This is a genomic window from Mycetocola sp. Y442, assembly GCF_056898615.1.
Genome location: NZ_JBXHBV010000002.1, coordinates 176441 through 194408 on the forward strand (window position 1 = coordinate 176441; position 17968 = coordinate 194408).

Annotated in this window: 14 protein-coding genes; 12 read left to right on the forward strand and 2 right to left on the reverse strand. The window is 66.8% G+C overall.

The annotated features are described in order from the left end of the window. Positions 1-66 precede the first annotated feature (66 nt). The 5 genes from AC1X6S_RS07585 to AC1X6S_RS07605 all read left to right on the forward strand — a co-directional run bounded on the left by AC1X6S_RS07585 (position 67) and on the right by AC1X6S_RS07605 (position 5674). Positions 67-1287 (forward strand): saccharopine dehydrogenase family protein, encoded by a 1221-nt coding sequence (locus AC1X6S_RS07585; RefSeq protein ID WP_483405153.1) that lies wholly within the window; start codon positions 67-69, stop codon positions 1285-1287. A gap of 33 nt (positions 1288-1320) precedes the next feature. Then, on the forward strand, positions 1321-2388 hold the full coding sequence (locus AC1X6S_RS07590; protein ID WP_483405154.1) for a polyprenyl synthetase family protein: 1068 nt from the start codon (positions 1321-1323) through the stop codon (positions 2386-2388). A gap of 15 nt (positions 2389-2403) precedes the next feature. Further along, positions 2404-3774: an FAD-dependent oxidoreductase gene (locus AC1X6S_RS07595; protein ID WP_483405155.1), complete on the forward strand. Its 1371-nt coding sequence runs from the start codon at positions 2404-2406 to the stop codon at positions 3772-3774. Between the two features lie 65 nt (positions 3775-3839). Then, complete coding sequence (locus tag AC1X6S_RS07600; RefSeq protein ID WP_483405156.1) at positions 3840-4643, forward strand: hypothetical protein; 804 nt, start codon at positions 3840-3842, stop codon at positions 4641-4643. A gap of 5 nt (positions 4644-4648) precedes the next feature. Next, the gene (locus AC1X6S_RS07605) at positions 4649-5674 is read left to right on the forward strand and encodes an alpha/beta hydrolase (RefSeq protein ID WP_483405157.1); all 1026 of its coding nucleotides are present in this window, start codon (positions 4649-4651) and stop codon (positions 5672-5674) included. Between the two features lie 51 nt (positions 5675-5725). Here AC1X6S_RS07605 and AC1X6S_RS07610 read toward each other — a convergent pair whose 3' ends face one another. After that, positions 5726-7243, reverse strand: a complete 1518-nt coding sequence (locus AC1X6S_RS07610; RefSeq protein WP_483405158.1) for a PucR family transcriptional regulator — start codon at positions 7241-7243, stop codon at positions 5726-5728. Positions 7244-7357: 114 nt separating this feature from the next. Between AC1X6S_RS07610 and gabT the strand changes: the two genes are divergently transcribed. The 7 genes from gabT (at position 7358) to AC1X6S_RS07645 (ending at position 16815) form a co-directional block, all read left to right on the forward strand. Further along, positions 7358-8704 carry a 4-aminobutyrate--2-oxoglutarate transaminase gene (gene gabT / locus AC1X6S_RS07615; RefSeq protein ID WP_483405159.1) on the forward strand — a complete coding sequence of 449 codons (1347 nt, stop codon included), beginning with the start codon at positions 7358-7360 and terminating at the stop codon, positions 8702-8704. Continuing rightward, positions 8701-10155 (forward strand): NAD-dependent succinate-semialdehyde dehydrogenase, encoded by a 1455-nt coding sequence (locus tag AC1X6S_RS07620; protein WP_483405160.1) that lies wholly within the window; start codon positions 8701-8703, stop codon positions 10153-10155. Before gabT ends, AC1X6S_RS07620 begins: the two co-directional genes overlap by 4 nt. A gap of 28 nt (positions 10156-10183) precedes the next feature. Continuing rightward, positions 10184-11611, forward strand: a complete 1428-nt coding sequence (locus AC1X6S_RS07625) for a gamma-aminobutyraldehyde dehydrogenase (RefSeq protein WP_483405161.1) — start codon at positions 10184-10186, stop codon at positions 11609-11611. A gap of 40 nt (positions 11612-11651) precedes the next feature. Next, positions 11652-13007 (forward strand): flavin monoamine oxidase family protein, encoded by a 1356-nt coding sequence (locus AC1X6S_RS07630; protein WP_483405162.1) that lies wholly within the window; start codon positions 11652-11654, stop codon positions 13005-13007. Between the two features lie 47 nt (positions 13008-13054). Next, positions 13055-13933 carry a universal stress protein gene (locus AC1X6S_RS07635; RefSeq protein WP_483405163.1) on the forward strand — a complete coding sequence of 293 codons (879 nt, stop codon included), beginning with the start codon at positions 13055-13057 and terminating at the stop codon, positions 13931-13933. 4 nt (positions 13934-13937) lie between these two features. After that, entirely contained in the window at positions 13938-15479 is a 1542-nt protein-coding gene (locus AC1X6S_RS07640) for an APC family permease (protein WP_483405164.1), read from the forward strand. Positions 15480-15588: 109 nt separating this feature from the next. After that, on the forward strand, positions 15589-16815 hold the full coding sequence (locus tag AC1X6S_RS07645; protein ID WP_483405883.1) for an APC family permease: 1227 nt from the start codon (positions 15589-15591) through the stop codon (positions 16813-16815). A gap of 125 nt (positions 16816-16940) precedes the next feature. Here AC1X6S_RS07645 and AC1X6S_RS07650 read toward each other — a convergent pair whose 3' ends face one another. Further along, entirely contained in the window at positions 16941-17855 is a 915-nt protein-coding gene (locus AC1X6S_RS07650) for an NAD-dependent epimerase/dehydratase family protein (protein WP_483405165.1), read from the reverse strand. Positions 17856-17968 lie beyond the last annotated feature (113 nt).

Sequence of the window (17968 nt, forward strand, 5' to 3'; positions counted from 1 at the left end):
ACCAGCCCGGCAACGCCAGCCCGGCACGACCAACCCGAATCAGCACCGTCACACGAGAGGAGAGCCATGCGCATCCTGATCGTCGGCACCGGAGGGGTCGGGTCTGCCGCTGCTCGCATCCTCGCCCGACGCACCTTCTTCGAGCGCCTCGTCATCGCCGATTACGATCCGATCCGACCCGGGACACTGGTCGCCGACCTCGGGGACGCCCGATTTGCGGCGGCGCAGGTCGATGCATCGAGCGCCGACGCTGTTGCCGCGCTCATCCGTGAGCACGGCATTACCCACGTGCTCAACGCCGTCGACCCTCGGTTCGTGATGCCGATCTTCGACGGCTGTTTCGCCGCCGATGCGGTTTACCTCGACATGGCCATGAGTCTCTCCCGTCCGCATCCCGACAAGCCCTTCGAGCTTCCCGGCGTGAAGCTCGGTGATGAGCAATTCGCGCAGGCCGAAAAGTGGGCGGATGCCGGTCGGCTCGCGTTGGTCGGTATCGGCGTCGAGCCTGGTCTCTCCGATGTGTTCGCGCGGTACGCCGAAGACGAACTCTTCAGCGAGATCGACGAACTCGGGGTGCGCGACGGCGCGAACCTCATCGTTGACGGGTACGACTTCGCACCGTCGTTCTCGATCTGGACCACGATTGAGGAGTGTCTCAACCCGCCGGTGATCTTCGAGCGAGAGCGCGGCTGGTTCACAACGCCGCCATTCAGTGAACCCGAGATCTTCGACTTTCCCGGCGGAGTCGGTCCGGTCGAGTGCGTTAACGTCGAGCACGAGGAAGTGCTCCTCATGCCGCGCTGGACGAAAGCGAAGCGGGTGACCTTCAAGTACGGACTCGGTGACGAGTTCATCCAGGTGCTTCAGGTTCTCCATAAGACCGGTCTCGACAGAACGGAGCCGGTGACGGTTAAGGGCGCCCAAGTCTCACCGCGCGACGTTGTCGCTGCCTGCCTCCCCGACCCGGCGACCCTCGGTGATCGGATGCACGGCAAGACCTGTGCCGGGGTCTGGGTGCGCGGAACGGGCAAGGACGGCGCTCCTCGCTCGACCTACCTCTATCACGTGGCCGATAACGAGCAGACGATGGCGGAGTACGGCTCCCAGGCCGTCGTCTGGCAGACCGCGATCAACCCGGCCGTTGCGCTCGAACTCCTGGCGGCGGGGGTGTGGGGCGGGACCGGAGTTCTCGGCCCGGAGGCGTTCGATTCCCGCCCGTTCCTCGACCTTCTCGCCGCCGATTCGCCCGCCGGATACGGTTCCCCCTGGGGGATCGAGGAGAAATAAACCAGAACCCCCGGCACGGGTAGGCTAGTCCTCGTGAATCCGAGTGCTATCCGGCGTGCGACGAGCCTTTCCAGTCATCTGGGCCAGACCGAACGTATCTTCGCGTCAGCGAAAAGCAAGCAGTTGCTCGCGTCGGTCGACGACGGGCTCCAGCGCATCGAGAACGCCCTCGAGGTGGAACTGAGTTTCACCGACTCCGTCGCCGATTCAACGTCGCGATACCTGCTCGAGGCCGGTGGCAAGCGCGTTCGCCCCATGCTGCTTCTGCTCACCGCCCAGCTCGGAAACGGCAACACGGACGAGGTGATCCAGGCGGCTGAGGCTATCGAGATCACCCACCTCGCGTCGCTGTACCACGATGACGTCATGGACGACGCCGACCGCAGGCGGGGCGTCCCGAGTGCCCATGCCGTGTTCGGCAACTCGGTTGCCATCCTCACCGGTGACCTCCTCTTCGCGCGGGCAAGCCAGCTGATGGCGAAGCTGGGCGAGCGTGCGACGCAGCTTCAGGCCGATACCTTCGAGCGACTCGTCCTCGGACAGCTGCACGAGACCGTCGGGCCGCAGGGCGACGAAGACCCGGAAGAGCACTACATCCGGGTCCTCGCCGACAAAACCGGCTCGCTCATCGCACTCGCCGCTCAGGCCGGACTGATCTTCTCCGGAGCCCCCCGCGAATTCGAGCCAGCTGTTGTCGAGTACGGCGAAAAGATCGGCGTCGCCTTCCAGCTCATCGATGACGTCATCGATCTCTCGCCGCAGCCGGAGGAGACCGGCAAAGTCCCCGGCACCGACCTGCGCGCCGGCGTTGCAACACTTCCGCTCATCCGCCTTCGCGCGCTCGCCGCCACCGACGAGTCTGCGGCTGCGCTTGTATCCCGTATCGAGACGGATGCCGCTGGCACCGACGGCGACGCGGCATCCGCCGATTTCGACGCGGCGATCGCGGAACTCCGCGTTCACGACGTCACCACCCGCACCCTCGCCGAGGCCCACGAGTGGGCGCGTGAAGCCGTTGAGGCGCTCGCGCCGCTGCCGGACGGCCCGGTGAAACAGGCTCTCACCCGCTTTGCGGACACCATCGTCGACCGCAGCAAGTAAGGAACGTACCCCCGAATGACCAAGTTGAGACTCGCCATCGTCGGAGCCGGCCCCGCAGGGATTTACGCGGCAGACATCCTGCTCAAGGCAGAACGCAACTTCGACGTGTCGATCGACCTGTTCGACCGGCTTCCTGCACCATACGGCCTGGTCCGATACGGCGTCGCGCCCGATCACCCCCGCATCAAGGGAATCATCACCGCGCTCCGCGAGGTGCTCGACCGCGGTGATATTCGCGTCTTCGGTAACGTCAACTACGGCACCGACATCACGCTCGACGACCTCAAGAAGCACTACCACGCTGTGATCTTCGCCACTGGCGCCATCCAGGACGCCGACCTCGACATTCCCGGCATCCGCCTCGAAGGCTCCTACGGGGCAGCTGAGTTCGTCAGCTGGTTCGACGGACACCCGGACGTTCCCCGCACCTGGCCCCTCGAGGCTCAGTCGGTCGCCGTCATCGGCAACGGAAACGTCGCGCTCGACGTGTCACGAATTCTTGCCAAGCACCCCGAAGATCTGCTGTCGACGGAGATTCCCCAGAACGTCTACGAGGGCCTCAAAGCCTCGCCGGTCACCGATGTGCACGTGTTCGGCCGGCGCGGCCCCGCGCAGGTCAAGTTCACGCCGCTGGAACTGCGGGAGCTCGGTGAACTCCGTGACGTCGACCTGATCGTCTATGACGAGGACTTCGACTACGACGAGGCGTCGAAGGCGGCAATCGCGACCAACAAACAGGTCATGGTCATCGACAAGGTGCTGCAGAAATGGCGGCAGCGCGAGGTCGGCTCGGCCTCACGGCGTCTCCACCTGCACTTCTATGCCAAGCCGATCGAGATCGTCTCCGACGGTTCGGGTCACGTCGCTGCACTCCGGTACGAGCGCACGACACCGGATGCCGAGGGCGGCGTCGTCGGGACCGGCGAAATTCGCGAGATACCGGTCCAGGCCGTCTACCGGGCTGTCGGATACTTCGGGTCGCCGCTCGAGGGCATCCCGTTCGACAAGCGCCACGGAGTGATCCCCAACCGCGAGGGCATGGTGCTCCAGAAGGGCAGCAACGACGTGGTGCCGGGTGTCTACGCCACCGGCTGGATCAAGCGCGGACCGGTGGGTCTCATCGGGCACACCAAGTCCGACGCCATGGAAACGATCAAGCACGTCATCAACGGCGAGAGCAACTGGTGGACACCGGCGGATCCCACCGAGCAGGGCGTTATCGACATGCTCGACGAGCGTGGGGTCAAATACACGGATCTCGAGGGCTGGCACAACCTCGACCAGCACGAGATGAAGCTCGGTGAACCGCAGGGACGCGCGCGCATCAAGGTCGTGCCTCGCGAGGACATGGTCGCGATCTCGCGCGGCGAAGCGGTCAACGAGTAGCGAGCGGGCAGCGCCGGGGACTTCTGTCCATTCGCGGGCTGCGGCGCGGCCGATAGGGTGGGTGCATGTCGATCGAGCAGCCTCCCCAGAACCCGAACTCTCAGCCCGTCCCGCCGGTAAGCGCGCGACCCCAGCCAGGCTCAGCGCCGCAGGGTGGTTACGCGCCGCAGGGTGGTTACGCCCCGCAGGGTGGCTATGCCCCGCAGGGTGGTTATGCGCCGCAGGCGCCGCAGAAGCAGTCGCGCCCGGTTGACAAGGGCATCCTGCGCCAGGTGATCTTCGGCGGCGCTGTCGTGGTCGGGTTCGAGGCGGTCACCGGCATTCTCGGGCTGATCGGCAACGCGGTCTACGGACTCTTCGGTGACCGGTTCATCTACTTCGTCATCTCTCTCGTCGCCGCCGCCGTCTTCGCCGGACTCGTCGCGGTCAGCGCGCTGTACGTCGCACCTCTCGAAAAGGCGCGCACCACTGTCGAACTGCTCAAGAAGATCGCGATCGGTGGCGCGGTCGGCCTCGCCGGACTCGTCGTCATCAACCTCGTCTGGGCTGTCATCACCGGTGGTTCGTACCTCGGAGAGACCATCTTCAGCTCGGCAATCGTCGGGTCGCTGTCCACTGCCCTCATCTACACGGCACTCTTCGCGCTCGGAGTGCTCATCGCGCGCGCAGTTCCTGCTCGCCAGCAGGCCCCTGCTGCACCGGCAGGACAGTTCGGTGCTCCTCAGGGCTACGCCCCGCAGCAGCAGGCTCCTCAGGGGTACGCCGCCCAGCAGGGTCAGGCTCCTCAGGGCTATGCTCCCCAGCAGCAGGCACCCCAGTACCCCGCCGCTCCTCAGGGCCAGCAGCCGCCGCTCCCGCCACGGCCGTAATTTCGGTGGTTTCGAGCGCGCACACCGAGAGCGTCGGGCACAGCTGGAAGCCCGACATTCTCGGTGAGCCGTTCGAACAGCTGACGCTCGACCTGGACTCCGATTTTGAGGGGCCCATGGTCGCGACTCTGGTGCGCCACCGGGAGGTGCCGCTCCGTCGTATTGCGTCGATGCTCAACGACGAAGCCGCGGCTCGCGGCTGGGACGTGCTCTATGTGCACGGCTGGTCCGATTACTTCTTCCAGACCGAACTCGCCGAATTCTGGAGCGCCCAGGGGGCGAGGTTTTTTGCCATCGACCTGCGCAAGTACGGGCGGTCGCTCCGCGAGTACCAAACGCCCGGCTACATCACCAACCTCGCTGATTACGACGAGGACATCGAGGCGGCCCTGACGGTCATGGGCCACGGGATCGGCGAGCAGCCAACCCGCCGCCTGCTCCTGATGGGCCACTCGACGGGCGGCCTCACCGTGTCGTTGTGGGCTGACCGGCATCCGCAGCGGGCGCAGGCCCTCGTGCTCAACAGCCCGTGGCTCGAGTTTCAGGCGGGCGCGGTCGGGCGCAGGGCGCTTGCACCGCTCGCGACGATCGGTGCGCGGCTCGACCCGCGGGCGCCTCTGCCGAACGTTGACCTCGGGTTCTATACCCGCGCCGTATCGAGCGCGATGGATGGCGAGTGGGACTACAACACCGAGTGGCGGCCGGCGCGCGGGTTTCCGACCCACCCCGCGTGGCTGGCAGCGATCTTCGCCGGGCATCAGCGCGTCGCCGCAGGCCTGTCGATCGGTGCGCCGGTGCTCAGCATGATGTCGTCCAGGTCGACCCTGTCGGTGACCTGGACGGAACGGATGCTCGAGAGCGACAGTGTGCTTGTCATCGATGAGATCGCCGAACATTCGCTCCGGCTCGCCCCGACGGTCACCGTGGCGAAAATCGACCGTGCCATTCACGACGTGCTGCTCTCGGCAGAACCCGTGCGCGCCGTCGCGTATGGGCAGATGGTGCAGTGGGCGCGCGCGTACCTGCGCTGACAGCATCCGCCTCACTCCTGGCTGACCGCATCCGCCTCACCGGCGTGGACGTTACTCGAGCTGCAGCGCCAGCCACAGGTTGGTGCGGGCCTCGAAGCTCCGAAGCTCCCGCCCGGTGAGCTTCTCCACGAGGGCAACCCTGCTCTTCAGCGTGTGCCTGTGGATTCCGAGCTGTTTGGCCGCAGGGTCCCACGATCCGTTGTGTTCGAGCCATACGCGTGCACTCTCGACGAGGGTCGTGCCTGTGGCCGCATCATGCTCCCTGACCGGACGCAGCAGCGCCCTGGCGAGCTCCGCCGCCGACGTTTCGCGAAGGAGGCCGGCGAGGCTCCCGGAAACGAGGGCACCGAACTCCAGAACGGATGCCTCACCCGCTTTGTCGAGGGCGCGCACGGCCTGCTCCACACCTGTCGCGGTCGCCGCCAACGGGAGCGGATCGGAAATCCCCACGGCGAGGGAGTGCGCGAGGCTCAACTCGTCCGCGAGTGCGACGGCATCCTCTGCGGCCACGCAGACGTACACTCGCCCGTTCTCCGCCGCGAGGAACGGCTCACCACCTCGGCGGACGTCGAGCTCGGACACCAGCGCATCGCGGGAGCCCTGCGGCGGCGCCAGCGCGAGCACGCGAACGGGTTCAGCCGGGAGCACTCCACCCAGCTGCGAAACGATCCGCTGCGCGAACGCCACATTGCCCTCGAGCAGGGCCTGAAAGAGCCCGCCACGCAACCGTCCGTGCGCGCGGCCGAGCTCGCGGGCTTGCTCGATGGCCAGCCCGACCAGGGCAACGACGCTCGTCACGACACTCTGATCTGCCGCGTCCAGGGGCTCGGCACCCGCTGTAACGAGCACACCGCGAAGCTCCCCGCGGCGGCCGAGGGTCTGCAGCGAAACCTGGCCCGCGATGTCGCTGATCGTCGAACTGGACCGTTGCCCGCGTGCAATCAGCCGTCCGGCTTCTGCGTCCACGCGCGTCATCAGTTCGGGAACATCGAGGTGCGCCAGAACGGATGCCTCGTCGACAGTCACGGTTTTCTGCCCGCGGTAGTCGTAGAGGGCGACCCAGCGACCCAGCTGGCGGGAGAGTTCTGCGAGAACCGCGGCAACGGCATCCGGTTTCAATGCGGCGAAGGAAATGGCGCGCTGTGCATTGAGCGCCCAGGTGTCGCGGGCATGCGCGGCCTCGGCGATGAGGTCGGCAACCGAGCGGACGACCGCGATGAACGGTACCCGGTACGGCACCTCGAACAGGGGCATGTCGGCCCCGTCGCACGCCGCGATGAGACCGTCGGGCGTCGCGGCGCGGACCACCTCACTTCCGAACCCGATACCGAGGATGCCGTGGTCGGCGAGCCGTTCGACGTAGCCGGAGAAGGTGGCAGCTGTCGCCGCCTCGAACTGGGTGCCAGTGGTGAGCACGAGGTGCCCGGCGCCGAGGAAGGGCGTCGGGTCGGCGAGGTCGGAGCTGTGGATCCAGGAGACGGGTTCGGAGAGCCTCGACGAGTCGTTTCCGGCGAGGAGCCGGAGCCCAAGGCCCGCGTTGTGAAGCAGGCCGTGCACGGTGGGTTGCATGGCCTCAGCGTACGCGGAATTGCCAGACTGGCAACTGGTGCACAAGTCATGGCCACTTTGTCAGTTCCGGCGAGACCCGCTCGCTCGTACGCTTGCTACACCGACAGGAGCCCCATGCCACTCACAACACAGGTCACCGGAGGGCCGTCGCTCGCGCAGGAGCGGCGGATCGTCACAGCGATCCCCGGCCCGCGCTCGCAGGAACTCATGGCCCGCAAGCAGACCGCGATCGCCGGAGCGGTCGGAACCACCATGCCGGTCTTTGCCGCAGCCGCGGGAGGCGGGGTCGTCGTCGACGTCGACGGTAACTCGTTCATCGACCTCGGTTCGGGCATCGCGGTCACCGGCGTCGGCAACAGCGCGCCGCGCGTGGTCGAGGCCGTACAGGCGCAGGTGGCTCAATTCACCCACACCTGCTTCATGATCACGCCGTACGACTCCTACGTCGAGGTCGCCGAGAAGCTCAACGAGCTCACCCCCGGCGACCATGAGAAGCGCAGCGCCCTGTTCAACTCCGGCGCCGAAGCCGTCGAGAACGCCATCAAGGTGGCGCGCAGCTACACCGGCAAGCGGGCAGTCGTCGCATTCGACCACGCCTATCACGGGCGAACGAACCTCACCATGGCGCTCACCGCCAAGTCGATGCCGTACAAGAGCGGCTTCGGCCCGTTCGCCTCCGAGATCTATCGCGCCCCGATGTCGTATCCGTTCCGCGACGGCTTGAGCGGCCAGGAAGCCGTGAAGCGGGCGATCTCGATGATCGAGAAACAGGTCGGAGCGGCCAACCTCGCCGCGATCATCATCGAGCCCATCCAGGGTGAGGGCGGCTTCATCGTCCCCGCCCCCGGCTTCCTCCCCGCGCTCGCCGAGTGGGCCCGAGCCAACGACGTGGTGTTCATCGCCGATGAGGTGCAGACGGGCTTCTGCCGCACCGGTGACCTGTTCGCCTCGGAGCACGAGAGTCTCGTCCCCGACATCGTCGTCACCGCGAAGGGTATCGCCAGCGGCCTCCCGCTCTCCGGGGTCACCGGGCGTGCCGAGATCATGGACGCCACACACGCCGGTGGCCTCGGCGGCACCTACGGCGGCAACCCGCTCGCCTGTGTCGCCGCGCTTGCCACCATCGAGACGTATCTCGCCGACGACCTCGCCACCGTCGCCCGCTCGATCGGCGAGACCGTCACCTCGCGTTTCGCCGCAGTGCAGAAGACCGATCCTCGCATCGGCGACATCCGTGGTCGCGGCGCCATGATCGCCGTGGAGTTCGTTGACCCCGAGACGCATGAACCGGATGCCGCGCTCACGAGCGCCATCGCCAGGGCTGCAGCGGCGAACGGCGTCATCGTCCTCACCTGCGGAACGTACGGTAACGTCATCCGTTTCCTGCCCCCACTGTCCATCCCCGACGCGCTGCTCTCCGAAGGCATCGACGTCGTTCTTTCCGCACTGGAGAACGCATGATTTCCGAATCCGACCTGCTCGCCAAGATCCCGACCGGGCTGTTCATCGGCGGTGAGTGGCGGTCGACCCAGAAGACGATCGATGTGAAAGACCCGTCGACCGGAGCCGTTCTCGCGTCGATCGCCGACGCATCCGCCGAGGACGCGACGGCAGCGCTCGACGCCGCCGTCGCCGTGCAGGACGAGTGGGCGGCAACGGCCCCACGCACCCGGTCGAACATCCTCCGGAAGGCGTTCGACCTCATGCAGGAACGCCGCGACGAGTTTGCCCTGCTCATGACGCTCGAAATGGGCAAGCCGCTCGCCGAGTCCAACGGCGAGGTGACCTACGGTGGTGAATTCCTTCGCTGGTTCAGCGAGGAGGCCGTGCGCATCACCGGCCGCTACGGCGTCAACCCCGAGGGCACCGGCCGCACCATCGTCTCGCAGCACCCGGTCGGCCCGTGCTACCTCATCACCCCGTGGAACTTCCCGCTCGCGATGGCGACCCGCAAGATCGCCCCGGCGCTCGCCGCCGGCTGCACGGTCGTGATCAAGCCCGCGTCGCTCACACCGCTGACCACGCTCTACTTCGCAAAGCTGCTGGAGGAGGCGGGACTCCCCGCCGGCGTCGTCAACGTGCTCACCACGAGCTCGTCGAGCGCCGTCACCGAGCCGCTGCTGAACGACTCCCGTCTGCGCAAGCTCAGCTTCACCGGATCGACTCCCGTCGGCCAGAAACTGATCGAGCAGTCGGCAAAGAACGTGCTCCGCACCTCGATGGAACTCGGCGGCAACGCCCCGTTCATCGTGTTCGACGACGCCGACCTCGATGCCGCTGTCGACGGCGCCATCGCTGCGAAGTTCCGCAACGTCGGCCAGGCCTGCACGGCGGCCAACCGGTTCATCGTGCACGAGTCGGTCGCCGGGGAATTCGCGCGCCGCGTCACCGAACGGGTCACGGGCTTCGGCATCGGCCGCGGCACCGAGGATGGCGTCACAATCGGCCCACTCATCGACGACCGAGCGGTGACCAAGGCCGGCGAACTCGTCGACGACGCCGTTGTGAAGGGTGCCACGCTGCTCACCGGTGGTTCCGCTCTCGACGGGCAGGGCACATTCTTCGAGCCGACGGTTCTCACCGACGTGCAGGCGGGTTCGAACATCCTGCGCGAGGAGATCTTCGGCCCAGTACTCGCCATCGTTCCCTTCAGCGAAGAAACGGATGCCATCCGGCTGGCCAACGACACCGAGTATGGACTCGTCAGCTACGTCTTCACGAAAGACCTCGCTCGCGGACAACGGATGATCGACAAGCTGCAGACCGGCATGATGGGGCTCAATGTCGGCGTCATCTCCAACGCGTCTGCCCCGTTCGGCGGAGTGAAGCAGTCGGGAATCGGCCGAGAGGGCGGGTTCGAGGGAATCCACGAATACCTCTCGACCAAGTACACAATGACACCGATGTCGTAGGACGCCGGGCCACGGGAGAGGAAGAACAGTGACGTTGCTCCAGAACTACATCAACGGGACCTTTGTCGACGCTCAGGGAACGGAGACCCTCGAGGTGGTGAACCCGGCAACGGGGGAGGTCGTCGCGGTGTCGCCCATCTCGAACGTCGCCGATATCGACACCGCGTTCGCCGAGGCAAAGACGGCATTCGCGACCTGGAAGCGCACAACGCCGAGCCAGCGGCAGGCCATGCTCCTGAAAATTGCGGATGCCATGGAGGCGAACGCAGACGAGCTCGTCGAGGCCCAGCACCGGAACACCGGTCAGCCACGGGAGACGATCCGGGTTGAAGAGGTGCTCACGGGCGCCGACCACCTGCGGTTCTTCGCCGGCGCCGCGCGCGTGCTCGAGGGCAAGAGCGCGGGGGAGTACCTCGAGGGGCACACCTCGTTCGTGCGGCGCGAGCCGATCGGCGTCGTTGCGCAGGTGACCCCGTGGAACTACCCGATCATGATGGCCATCTGGAAGATCGCTCCGGCGCTCGCTGCGGGCAACACGGTCGTGCTCAAGCCGAGCGACACCACGCCAGAGTCCACCCTGGTTCTCGCCCGGCTGACGCAGGGCATCCTCCCCGACGGCGTGCTCAACGTCGTGCTCGGAAACGGGAGCACAGGACAGCTGATGACCGAGCACCCCGTGCCCGGGCTCGTGTCGATCACCGGTTCCGTGCGCGCCGGAATGGCGGTCGCGGCATCCGCCGCCAAGAGCCTGCACCGCGCGCATCTGGAACTCGGTGGGAAGGCTCCGGCCGTCGTATTCGCCGACGCGGACATCCCCGGTGCCGCCGAGGGGATCGCCGGCGCCGGCTACTTCAACGCCGGCCAGGACTGCACAGCGGTCACCCGCGTGCTCGTGCACGAGTCGGTCGCCGACGAATTTACCGCTGCGCTCGTCGCGGCAGCGGAAGCGACGACAACGGGAGACGCCGAAGACCCTGATGCGTACTACGGTCCGCTCAACAACGCATCGCACTTCGAGAAGGTGTCTGCGGTGATCGATGACCTGCCCTCACACGCGAAGGTGCTGACCGGGGGCCACCGCGTCGGTGACAAGGGCTTCTACTACGCGCCGACCGTCATCACCGGGGTCTCGCAGATCGACGCCTGTGTGCAGGAGGAAACCTTCGGCCCCGTGCTCACCGTGCAGACCTTCGCCTCAGAGGAGCAGGCCGTCGAGATGGCCAACGACGTGGACTTCGGGCTCGCGTCGAGCGTGTGGACGACGGACCACGGCACCGCGATGCGGATGGCGCGCGACCTCGACTTCGGCGCTGTGTGGATCAACACCCACATTCTGCTCGCTGCCGAGATGCCGCACGGCGGGTTCAAGATGTCGGGCTACGGCAAGGACCTGTCGTCGTACGGACTCGAGGACTACACGCGAATCAAGCACGTCATGAGCGCGATCGGCGAATGACGATGCCGGATTCGACGATGACAGATTCCAGGAGCACAGCATGACTGAACTGCAGCGAGACGTCGTCATAATCGGAGCGGGAGCGTCGGGACTGTCCGCCGCCCACAAGCTGCGCGAGGCGGGACTCAGCGTTGCCGTGCTCGAGGCCCGCGACCGGGTCGGCGGCCGGCTCTGGACGAACGACATCGAGGGGGCGACCCTCGAGATCGGCGGCCAGTGGGTCTCTCCCGACCAGGATGCGCTCATCGAGACGCTCGCGGAGCTCGGGCTGGAGACGTACTCCCGGTACCGCGACGGCGACAGCGTTTACATCAACGCCGAAGGAACGCTCACCCGGTTCACCGGCGAAATCTTCCCCGTCGAGGCATCGACCCAGCGCGAGATGGAACGGCTCATCGGTGTGCTCGACGAGCTCGTCGCCGAGATCGGCCCGCGCGAACCGTGGGCGCACCCGCGCGCCGAGGAACTCGATTCGGTGACCTGGATCGAGTGGCTCGAGGGCCAGACCGATGACATCGAGGCCCGAGACAACATCGCGCTCTTCATCGCGGACGCGATGCTCACCAAGCCGGCCCACAGCTTCAGTGCGTTGCAGGCGATCCTGATGGCGGCATCCGCCGGGAGCTTCTCGAATCTCGTCGACGCCGATTTCATCCTCGACAAGCGGGTGATTGGTGGCCTGCAGCAGGTGCCGCTGCTTCTGGCCGAGAAGCTCGGCGACGACGTGTTCCTGTCGCAGCCGGTACGCCGGCTTGAGTACGGCCCGGACGGGGTGCGTGCCGTCGCCGACGGGATGACCGTGTCTGCCCGCCACGCCATCGTCGCTGTGCCGCCAAACCTCTACACGCGGATCGACTTCCAGCCGCCGCTGCCCCGGCGCCAGCAGCAGATGCACCAGCACCTCTCGCTCGGGCTCGTGATCAAGGTGCACGCGGTTTACGCGTCACCGTTCTGGCGGGATGCCGGTCTGTCGGGGACCTCGTTCAGCCCGTACGAGATCGTGCACGAGGCCTACGACAACACCAACCACGACGACCCGCGTGGCACCCTGGTTGGATTCGTGTCCGACGAGAAGGCCGACCGGCTGTTCGCCCTCCCCGCCGAGGAACGCAAGCGGATCATCCTCACATCGTTGTCGCACTACTTCGGTGCCGAGGCGCTGTCGCCCGTCGTCTACTACGAGAGCGACTGGGGCAGCGAGGAGTGGACCCGCGGCGCGTATGCCGCGAGCTTCGACATGGGCGGCCTGCACCGGTACGGCGCCGACCTGCGCACGCCGGTCGGACCGATCCACTGGTCGTGCAGCGACCTGGCCGCCGAGGGGTACCAGCACGTCGACGGTGCCATCCGGCGCGGGTGGGAAACCGCCCAGGAAATTCTCCACGACCGAACGTAACCAACCCGCACCTCCCGCTGTACCCGATCGCAAAGGAGCGACTCGACATGCGATACATCGTGGGCTACACCGATACACCCTCCGGCGAGGATGCACTCAACCTCGCCGTGAGGCTCGCGCGCTCCATGAACCGGGGCCTCGACATCGTCATCGTGCTGCGAAGCGCGGCGCGTGCGGCGCTCGTGCCGGTCGATGCCGGCTACGAGAAGTTCCTGCACCGGGCCGCTGAGGACTGGCTGCACCACGCACTGGCCTTCGTGCCGAGGGACATGGATGTGCGGGGTCACATCGTGTACGCCGAGTCGTTCGCGCAGGGGCTGCTCGACGCGAGCCGGGACCTCGAGGCGCGGATGATCATCGTCGGTGCCGCACGCGGCGGACTGCTCGGCCGGTTCACGGTCGGCAGCGTCGCCAATGCGCTCCTGCACTCGGCTGTCGTGCCGGTCGCGCTGGCACCGGAGGGATCCGTCTCCGAGATCGGACTCGACGGGATCACCCGGGTCACCTGCGCGGTCGGCACACGTACCGGCGCGAAGGAACTGCTCGATGCGGGGATTCTCGCGGCGAGGGCCGCGAAGGTGCCGCTTCGCCTCGTGTCACTGGTCGCCCTCGATTCCGACGGCGTGGACACACCGCCGGCCGTTCGCGCCCGGGCCGAGGAGCACGCCGCGAAAACCGTCGCGTACGCGGCCGAGCACCTGCCCGACGATGTCGACGTGACCGCGCTGACGGCATCCGGAAACCGGATCGAAGATGCGGTGGCCGCGCTCGACTGGGATCCGGGTGAGGTCGTTTTCGTCGGATCGAGTCGGCTCGGGCAGCCGAGGCAACTGTTCCTCGGGACGACGGCGGCGAAGATGCTTCGCGAGCTACCGGTTCCGATGATCGTGGTTCCGCGCGACAGCGTTCTGACGGTTGAGGACTAAGGCCATGACGAGCCAGAAGACCGAACACGGTCTCTCCAAGAAGGGCCTCAGCGCCGGTTCGGTCGGCCTGATCGGTGCGGTTGTCATCGGCATCTCGTGCATCGCCCCTGCGTACACGATGACGGCGGCGCTCGGCCCGACGGTGTCCGAGGTCGGGCTGCAGGTGCCGGCCATCATCCTCGTCGGCTTCATCCCGATGCTGCTCGTCGCCTTCGGTTACCGCGAACTCAACCGGGCGATGCCGGACAGCGGTACCTCGTTCACCTGGGCAACCCGGGCGTTCGGGCCGTGGATCGGCTGGATGACGGGATGGGGCCTCATCGCGGCCACGATTCTCGTGCTGTCGAATCTCGCCGGCATCGCCGTTGACTTCTTCTACCTCATGCTCGCGCAGATTTTCGGCAATCCCGACCTGGCTGACCTCGCGCTCAACCCGGTGATCAACGTCGTCACCTGCCTCACGTTCATGTTCGTGGCCACGGCGATCTCCTACCGCGACATGCAGACAACCCAGAAGGTGCAGTACGTTCTCGTCGGCTTCCAGCTGATCGTGCTCGTGATCTTCGGTATCGCCGCGTTCATCCACGTCGCCAACGGGTCGGCGTTCGATGCCGTCCCGGTGAGCCTCGAGTGGTTCAACCCCTTTGCCGTCGAGTCGTTCAGTGCGTTCGCGGCGGGACTCTCGCTGTCGATCTTCATCTTCTGGGGCTGGGATGTCACGCTGACGATGAACGAGGAAACCCGCGGCTCGAGGTCAACACCCGGGCGGGCGGCGACCCTCACCGTGTTCATCATCGTCGTGCTGTACCTGCTCATCGCGACGGCGTCGATCAGCTTCGCCGGCATCGGAACGGGGGAGTTCGGACTCGGCAACGAGGAGATCCAGGGCAACGTATTCTTCGCGCTGGCTGGCCCCGTACTCGGGCCACTCGCCATCCTCGTCTCGATCGCGGTGCTCTCCAGTTCGGCGGCATCCCTGCAGTCGACGTTCGTGTCGCCGGCGCGGACCCTGTTGGCGATGGGCCATTACGGCGCGCTGCCCGAGCGGTTCTCCCGGGTGAGCCCGCGGTTCCTCACGCCGGGCTTCGCGACGATCGTGTCGAGCATCGTGGCGAGCGCGTTCTACGCGATCATGCGATTCGTCTCGGAAGACGTGCTGTGGGACACGATCACCGCTCTCGGCATGATGATCTGCTTCTACTACGGGCTCACGGCGTTCGCGGCGGTCTGGTACTTCCGCAGGCAGGTCTTCGCGTCGACGCGGAACTTCTTCTTCATGCTGCTGTTCCCGCTCATCGGCGGAGTCATCCTCGCGGCGCTGTTCTTCACGACAATCATCGAGAGCATGGACCCGGAGTACGGTTCGGGGTCGAACATCGGCGGGGTGGGTCTCGTCTTCATCCTCGGGATGGCGGTCATCGTCTCGGGCATCGTCATCATGATCATCCAGGCGATCCGCCGGCCGGCGTTCTTCCGGGGCGAGACGCTCGGCAGGGGAGTCTCTGACGGGAAGGAAGACGAGGAGCTCGACGAGCTGCCGGTGTAGCGCCACCGCGAACGGGCCGGTCCGTGGTTGAGTTATCCGCGTGAGTTCGAACTCCCCGCTCGCCCGACGCCTCGGGCTCGGCGACGCCGTGTTCCTCGGACTCGGCGCGATGATCGGCGCCGGCGTCTTCGCCGTCTTCGCACCGGCCGCCGCCGTCGCCGGGTGGGGTCTGCTCGTCGGCCTCGCGATCGCGGCGGTCATCGCGTACTGCAACGCGACGGCATCCGCTCAGCTCGCTGCCCGGTATCCGGCATCCGGAGGCACCTACCTCTACGGGCGGGAACGACTCGGCGACACCTGGGGGTTCGCCGCCGGCTGGAGTTTCGTGATCGGCAAGACGGCCAGCTGCGCCGCCATGGCGCTCATCTTCGCGGCCTACGCCGCCCCGGCCCGGTGGGACAAGCCCGTCGCGGCGCTCGCGGTTGCGTGCCTCGTTGTCGTCAACTACTTCGGCGTGACACGGACGGCCTTTCTGACGCGGATGCTCGTGGTCGCGTCGCTGATCGTCCTCGCGATCGTCGTGGCAGCGGGTCTGTCGGCCCCGGCTGCGTCGATCGAGGTCGTCTCCGCAGGCGCCATGCCGGGCGGATGGATGCCGGGCACCCCTGACCTCGGCCTGTATGGCGTCCTTCAATCTGCTGGCCTGATCTTCTTTGCGTTCGCCGGGTACGCCAGGATCGCGACGATGGGGGAGGAAGTGACGAACCCGGCGCGCACGATACCGAGGGCGATTCTCGTCGCGCTCGCCGTCACCGTCCTCATCTACGCTGCGGTTGCAGTGGTCGCGTTGCGCACCCTCGGGCCCGGCGCGCTCGGGGCGTCGGCGGCGCCGCTCGTCGACGTGGCGGCAGCGAGCGGGTGGGACTGGACCGCGCCCGTCGTCCGCGTCGGTGCTGCGCTGTCGTCGCTGGGTGCACTGCTCGCCCTCATCGCCGGCATCGGCCGCACGAGTCTCGCGATGGCACGCGAAGGTGACCTTCCGCGGTTTCTTGCGGCGGTGCATCCGCGTTACCGGGTTCCGCACCGGGCTGAACTCGCTCTCGGGCTCGTCGTCATCGCTCTCGTGCTTCTCGTCGATGTGCGGGGCGCGATCGCGTTCTCGTCGTTCGGCGTGCTGCTCTACTATTTCGTGGCCAACCTTGCCGCGTTCACGCAGGAACGTGCGGACCGGCGGTTTCCGCGCTGGCTGCAGGTTCTCGGAATGTGCGGATGCCTCGTGCTCGTTGCCACGCTGCCGCCGGTCGGCATCCTGATCGGGGTCGCCGTGCTCGCGGTCGGCATCGGCGGGCGGTTCCTGGCCCAGCGGTGGAAACCCACGCGGTCAGCGGGGGCCTGACCCTTCGCGTGCGCCCAACCCGACCCGCAACCCGACCCGCAACCCCGAGCGCTACACATCCATGCTCCCGCTACAAATACTTCTGCAGCGCGAGCATGGAACTGCAGCGCTCGCCGCGGCCTGCGTCAGGACCGGTAGAACGCGACGCTGGCGTCGAGTGCGGTTTCCCACTCGGATGCCTGCACACCGAGTTCGCGTTCGGTCTCCGTGGCATCCGAGAGGAACGGGGCGAGGAACTGGTAGCTCGACGCCGCCACCTCCCGCATGACGGGATTGACCGCTCCGATCGTCGAGAGGAGCCGGCGCGGGATTGCCGAGATCGAGCCCCGGACGCCGTACCGCTCGTTCACCTGGCGGCAGATTGCCGTTCGACTGAGGTCGGTCGCGGCGGGAACGTGCCAGATGCGCCCCCAGTCGCCGTTGAACCTGCTCGCGGCGACAACGGTGCTGGCCAGGTCAGGAAGGTATGCCCAGCTGTGCGGGAGCGCCGGGTTGCCGATGGCCCACGACCGTTTGCTGTGGAGGATCGGTTCGAAAAACCGGGTGCCGAGGTGGGCATCCGCTCCCGCTCGAGGGCCGAAGTAGTCACTCGCCCGCACCTCGACGGCACGCACATCACCGCGCTGGGTTGCCGCGCGGAGAGCAGCCCACACGTCACGGCGGACCTCACCCTTCGACTCGGCGGGCTGCTCGGGGGTGGTCTCTTTCATCGGCATGCTTGCGTGACCGTACGAGTACAGATTGCCGACCATCACGATGCTTGCACCGGTCAGTCGAGCGGAACGGATGACGGCGTCGACGATCGGTGGCCAGTCGCTGCGCCACCGATGGTAGGGAGGGTTGGTGCAGACCACGATCGTCGAGCACCCCTCCGCGGCGCGGGTCAGTGCGCCGGCGTCTGAGGCATCGAGTGGGACGGCGGCAGCACCCGGGAGCTGGGTCGCGGACCGCGTGCCAACGGTGACGGTTTCACCGCTGCCGAGGAAGGCGCTGGTGACCGTCGACCCGACCGCGCCAGCACCGAGGACGAGAACGCTCACGACGACTCCATCTGCAGGGACTACTGGCGCGAGTTTAGTCCGCTGCCCGTGACGGTGTCTCTGTTCCGTCAGAAATGGCTGAAGCAGCACGTGCTCCGCCACAAACGGTTGCG

Excerpts from the sequence above, each read along its gene's own strand:
- AC1X6S_RS07585 (WP_483405153.1), top strand. The coding sequence starts at position 67 with ATGCGCATCCTGATCGTCGGCACCGGAGGGGTCGGGTCTGCCGCTGCT.
- AC1X6S_RS07595 (WP_483405155.1), top strand. The coding sequence starts at position 2,404 with ATGACCAAGTTGAGACTCGCCATCGTCGGAGCCGGCCCCGCAGGGATT.
- AC1X6S_RS07600 (WP_483405156.1), top strand. The coding sequence starts at position 3,840 with ATGTCGATCGAGCAGCCTCCCCAGAACCCGAACTCTCAGCCCGTCCCG.
- AC1X6S_RS07610 (WP_483405158.1), bottom strand. The coding sequence starts at position 7,243 with ATGCAACCCACCGTGCACGGCCTGCTTCACAACGCGGGCCTTGGGCTC.
- gabT (WP_483405159.1), top strand. The coding sequence starts at position 7,358 with ATGCCACTCACAACACAGGTCACCGGAGGGCCGTCGCTCGCGCAGGAG.
- AC1X6S_RS07620 (WP_483405160.1), top strand. The coding sequence starts at position 8,701 with ATGATTTCCGAATCCGACCTGCTCGCCAAGATCCCGACCGGGCTGTTC.
- AC1X6S_RS07630 (WP_483405162.1), top strand. The coding sequence starts at position 11,652 with ATGACTGAACTGCAGCGAGACGTCGTCATAATCGGAGCGGGAGCGTCG.
- AC1X6S_RS07635 (WP_483405163.1), top strand. The coding sequence starts at position 13,055 with ATGCGATACATCGTGGGCTACACCGATACACCCTCCGGCGAGGATGCA.
- AC1X6S_RS07640 (WP_483405164.1), top strand. The coding sequence starts at position 13,938 with ATGACGAGCCAGAAGACCGAACACGGTCTCTCCAAGAAGGGCCTCAGC.
- AC1X6S_RS07645 (WP_483405883.1), top strand. The coding sequence starts at position 15,589 with ATGATCGGCGCCGGCGTCTTCGCCGTCTTCGCACCGGCCGCCGCCGTC.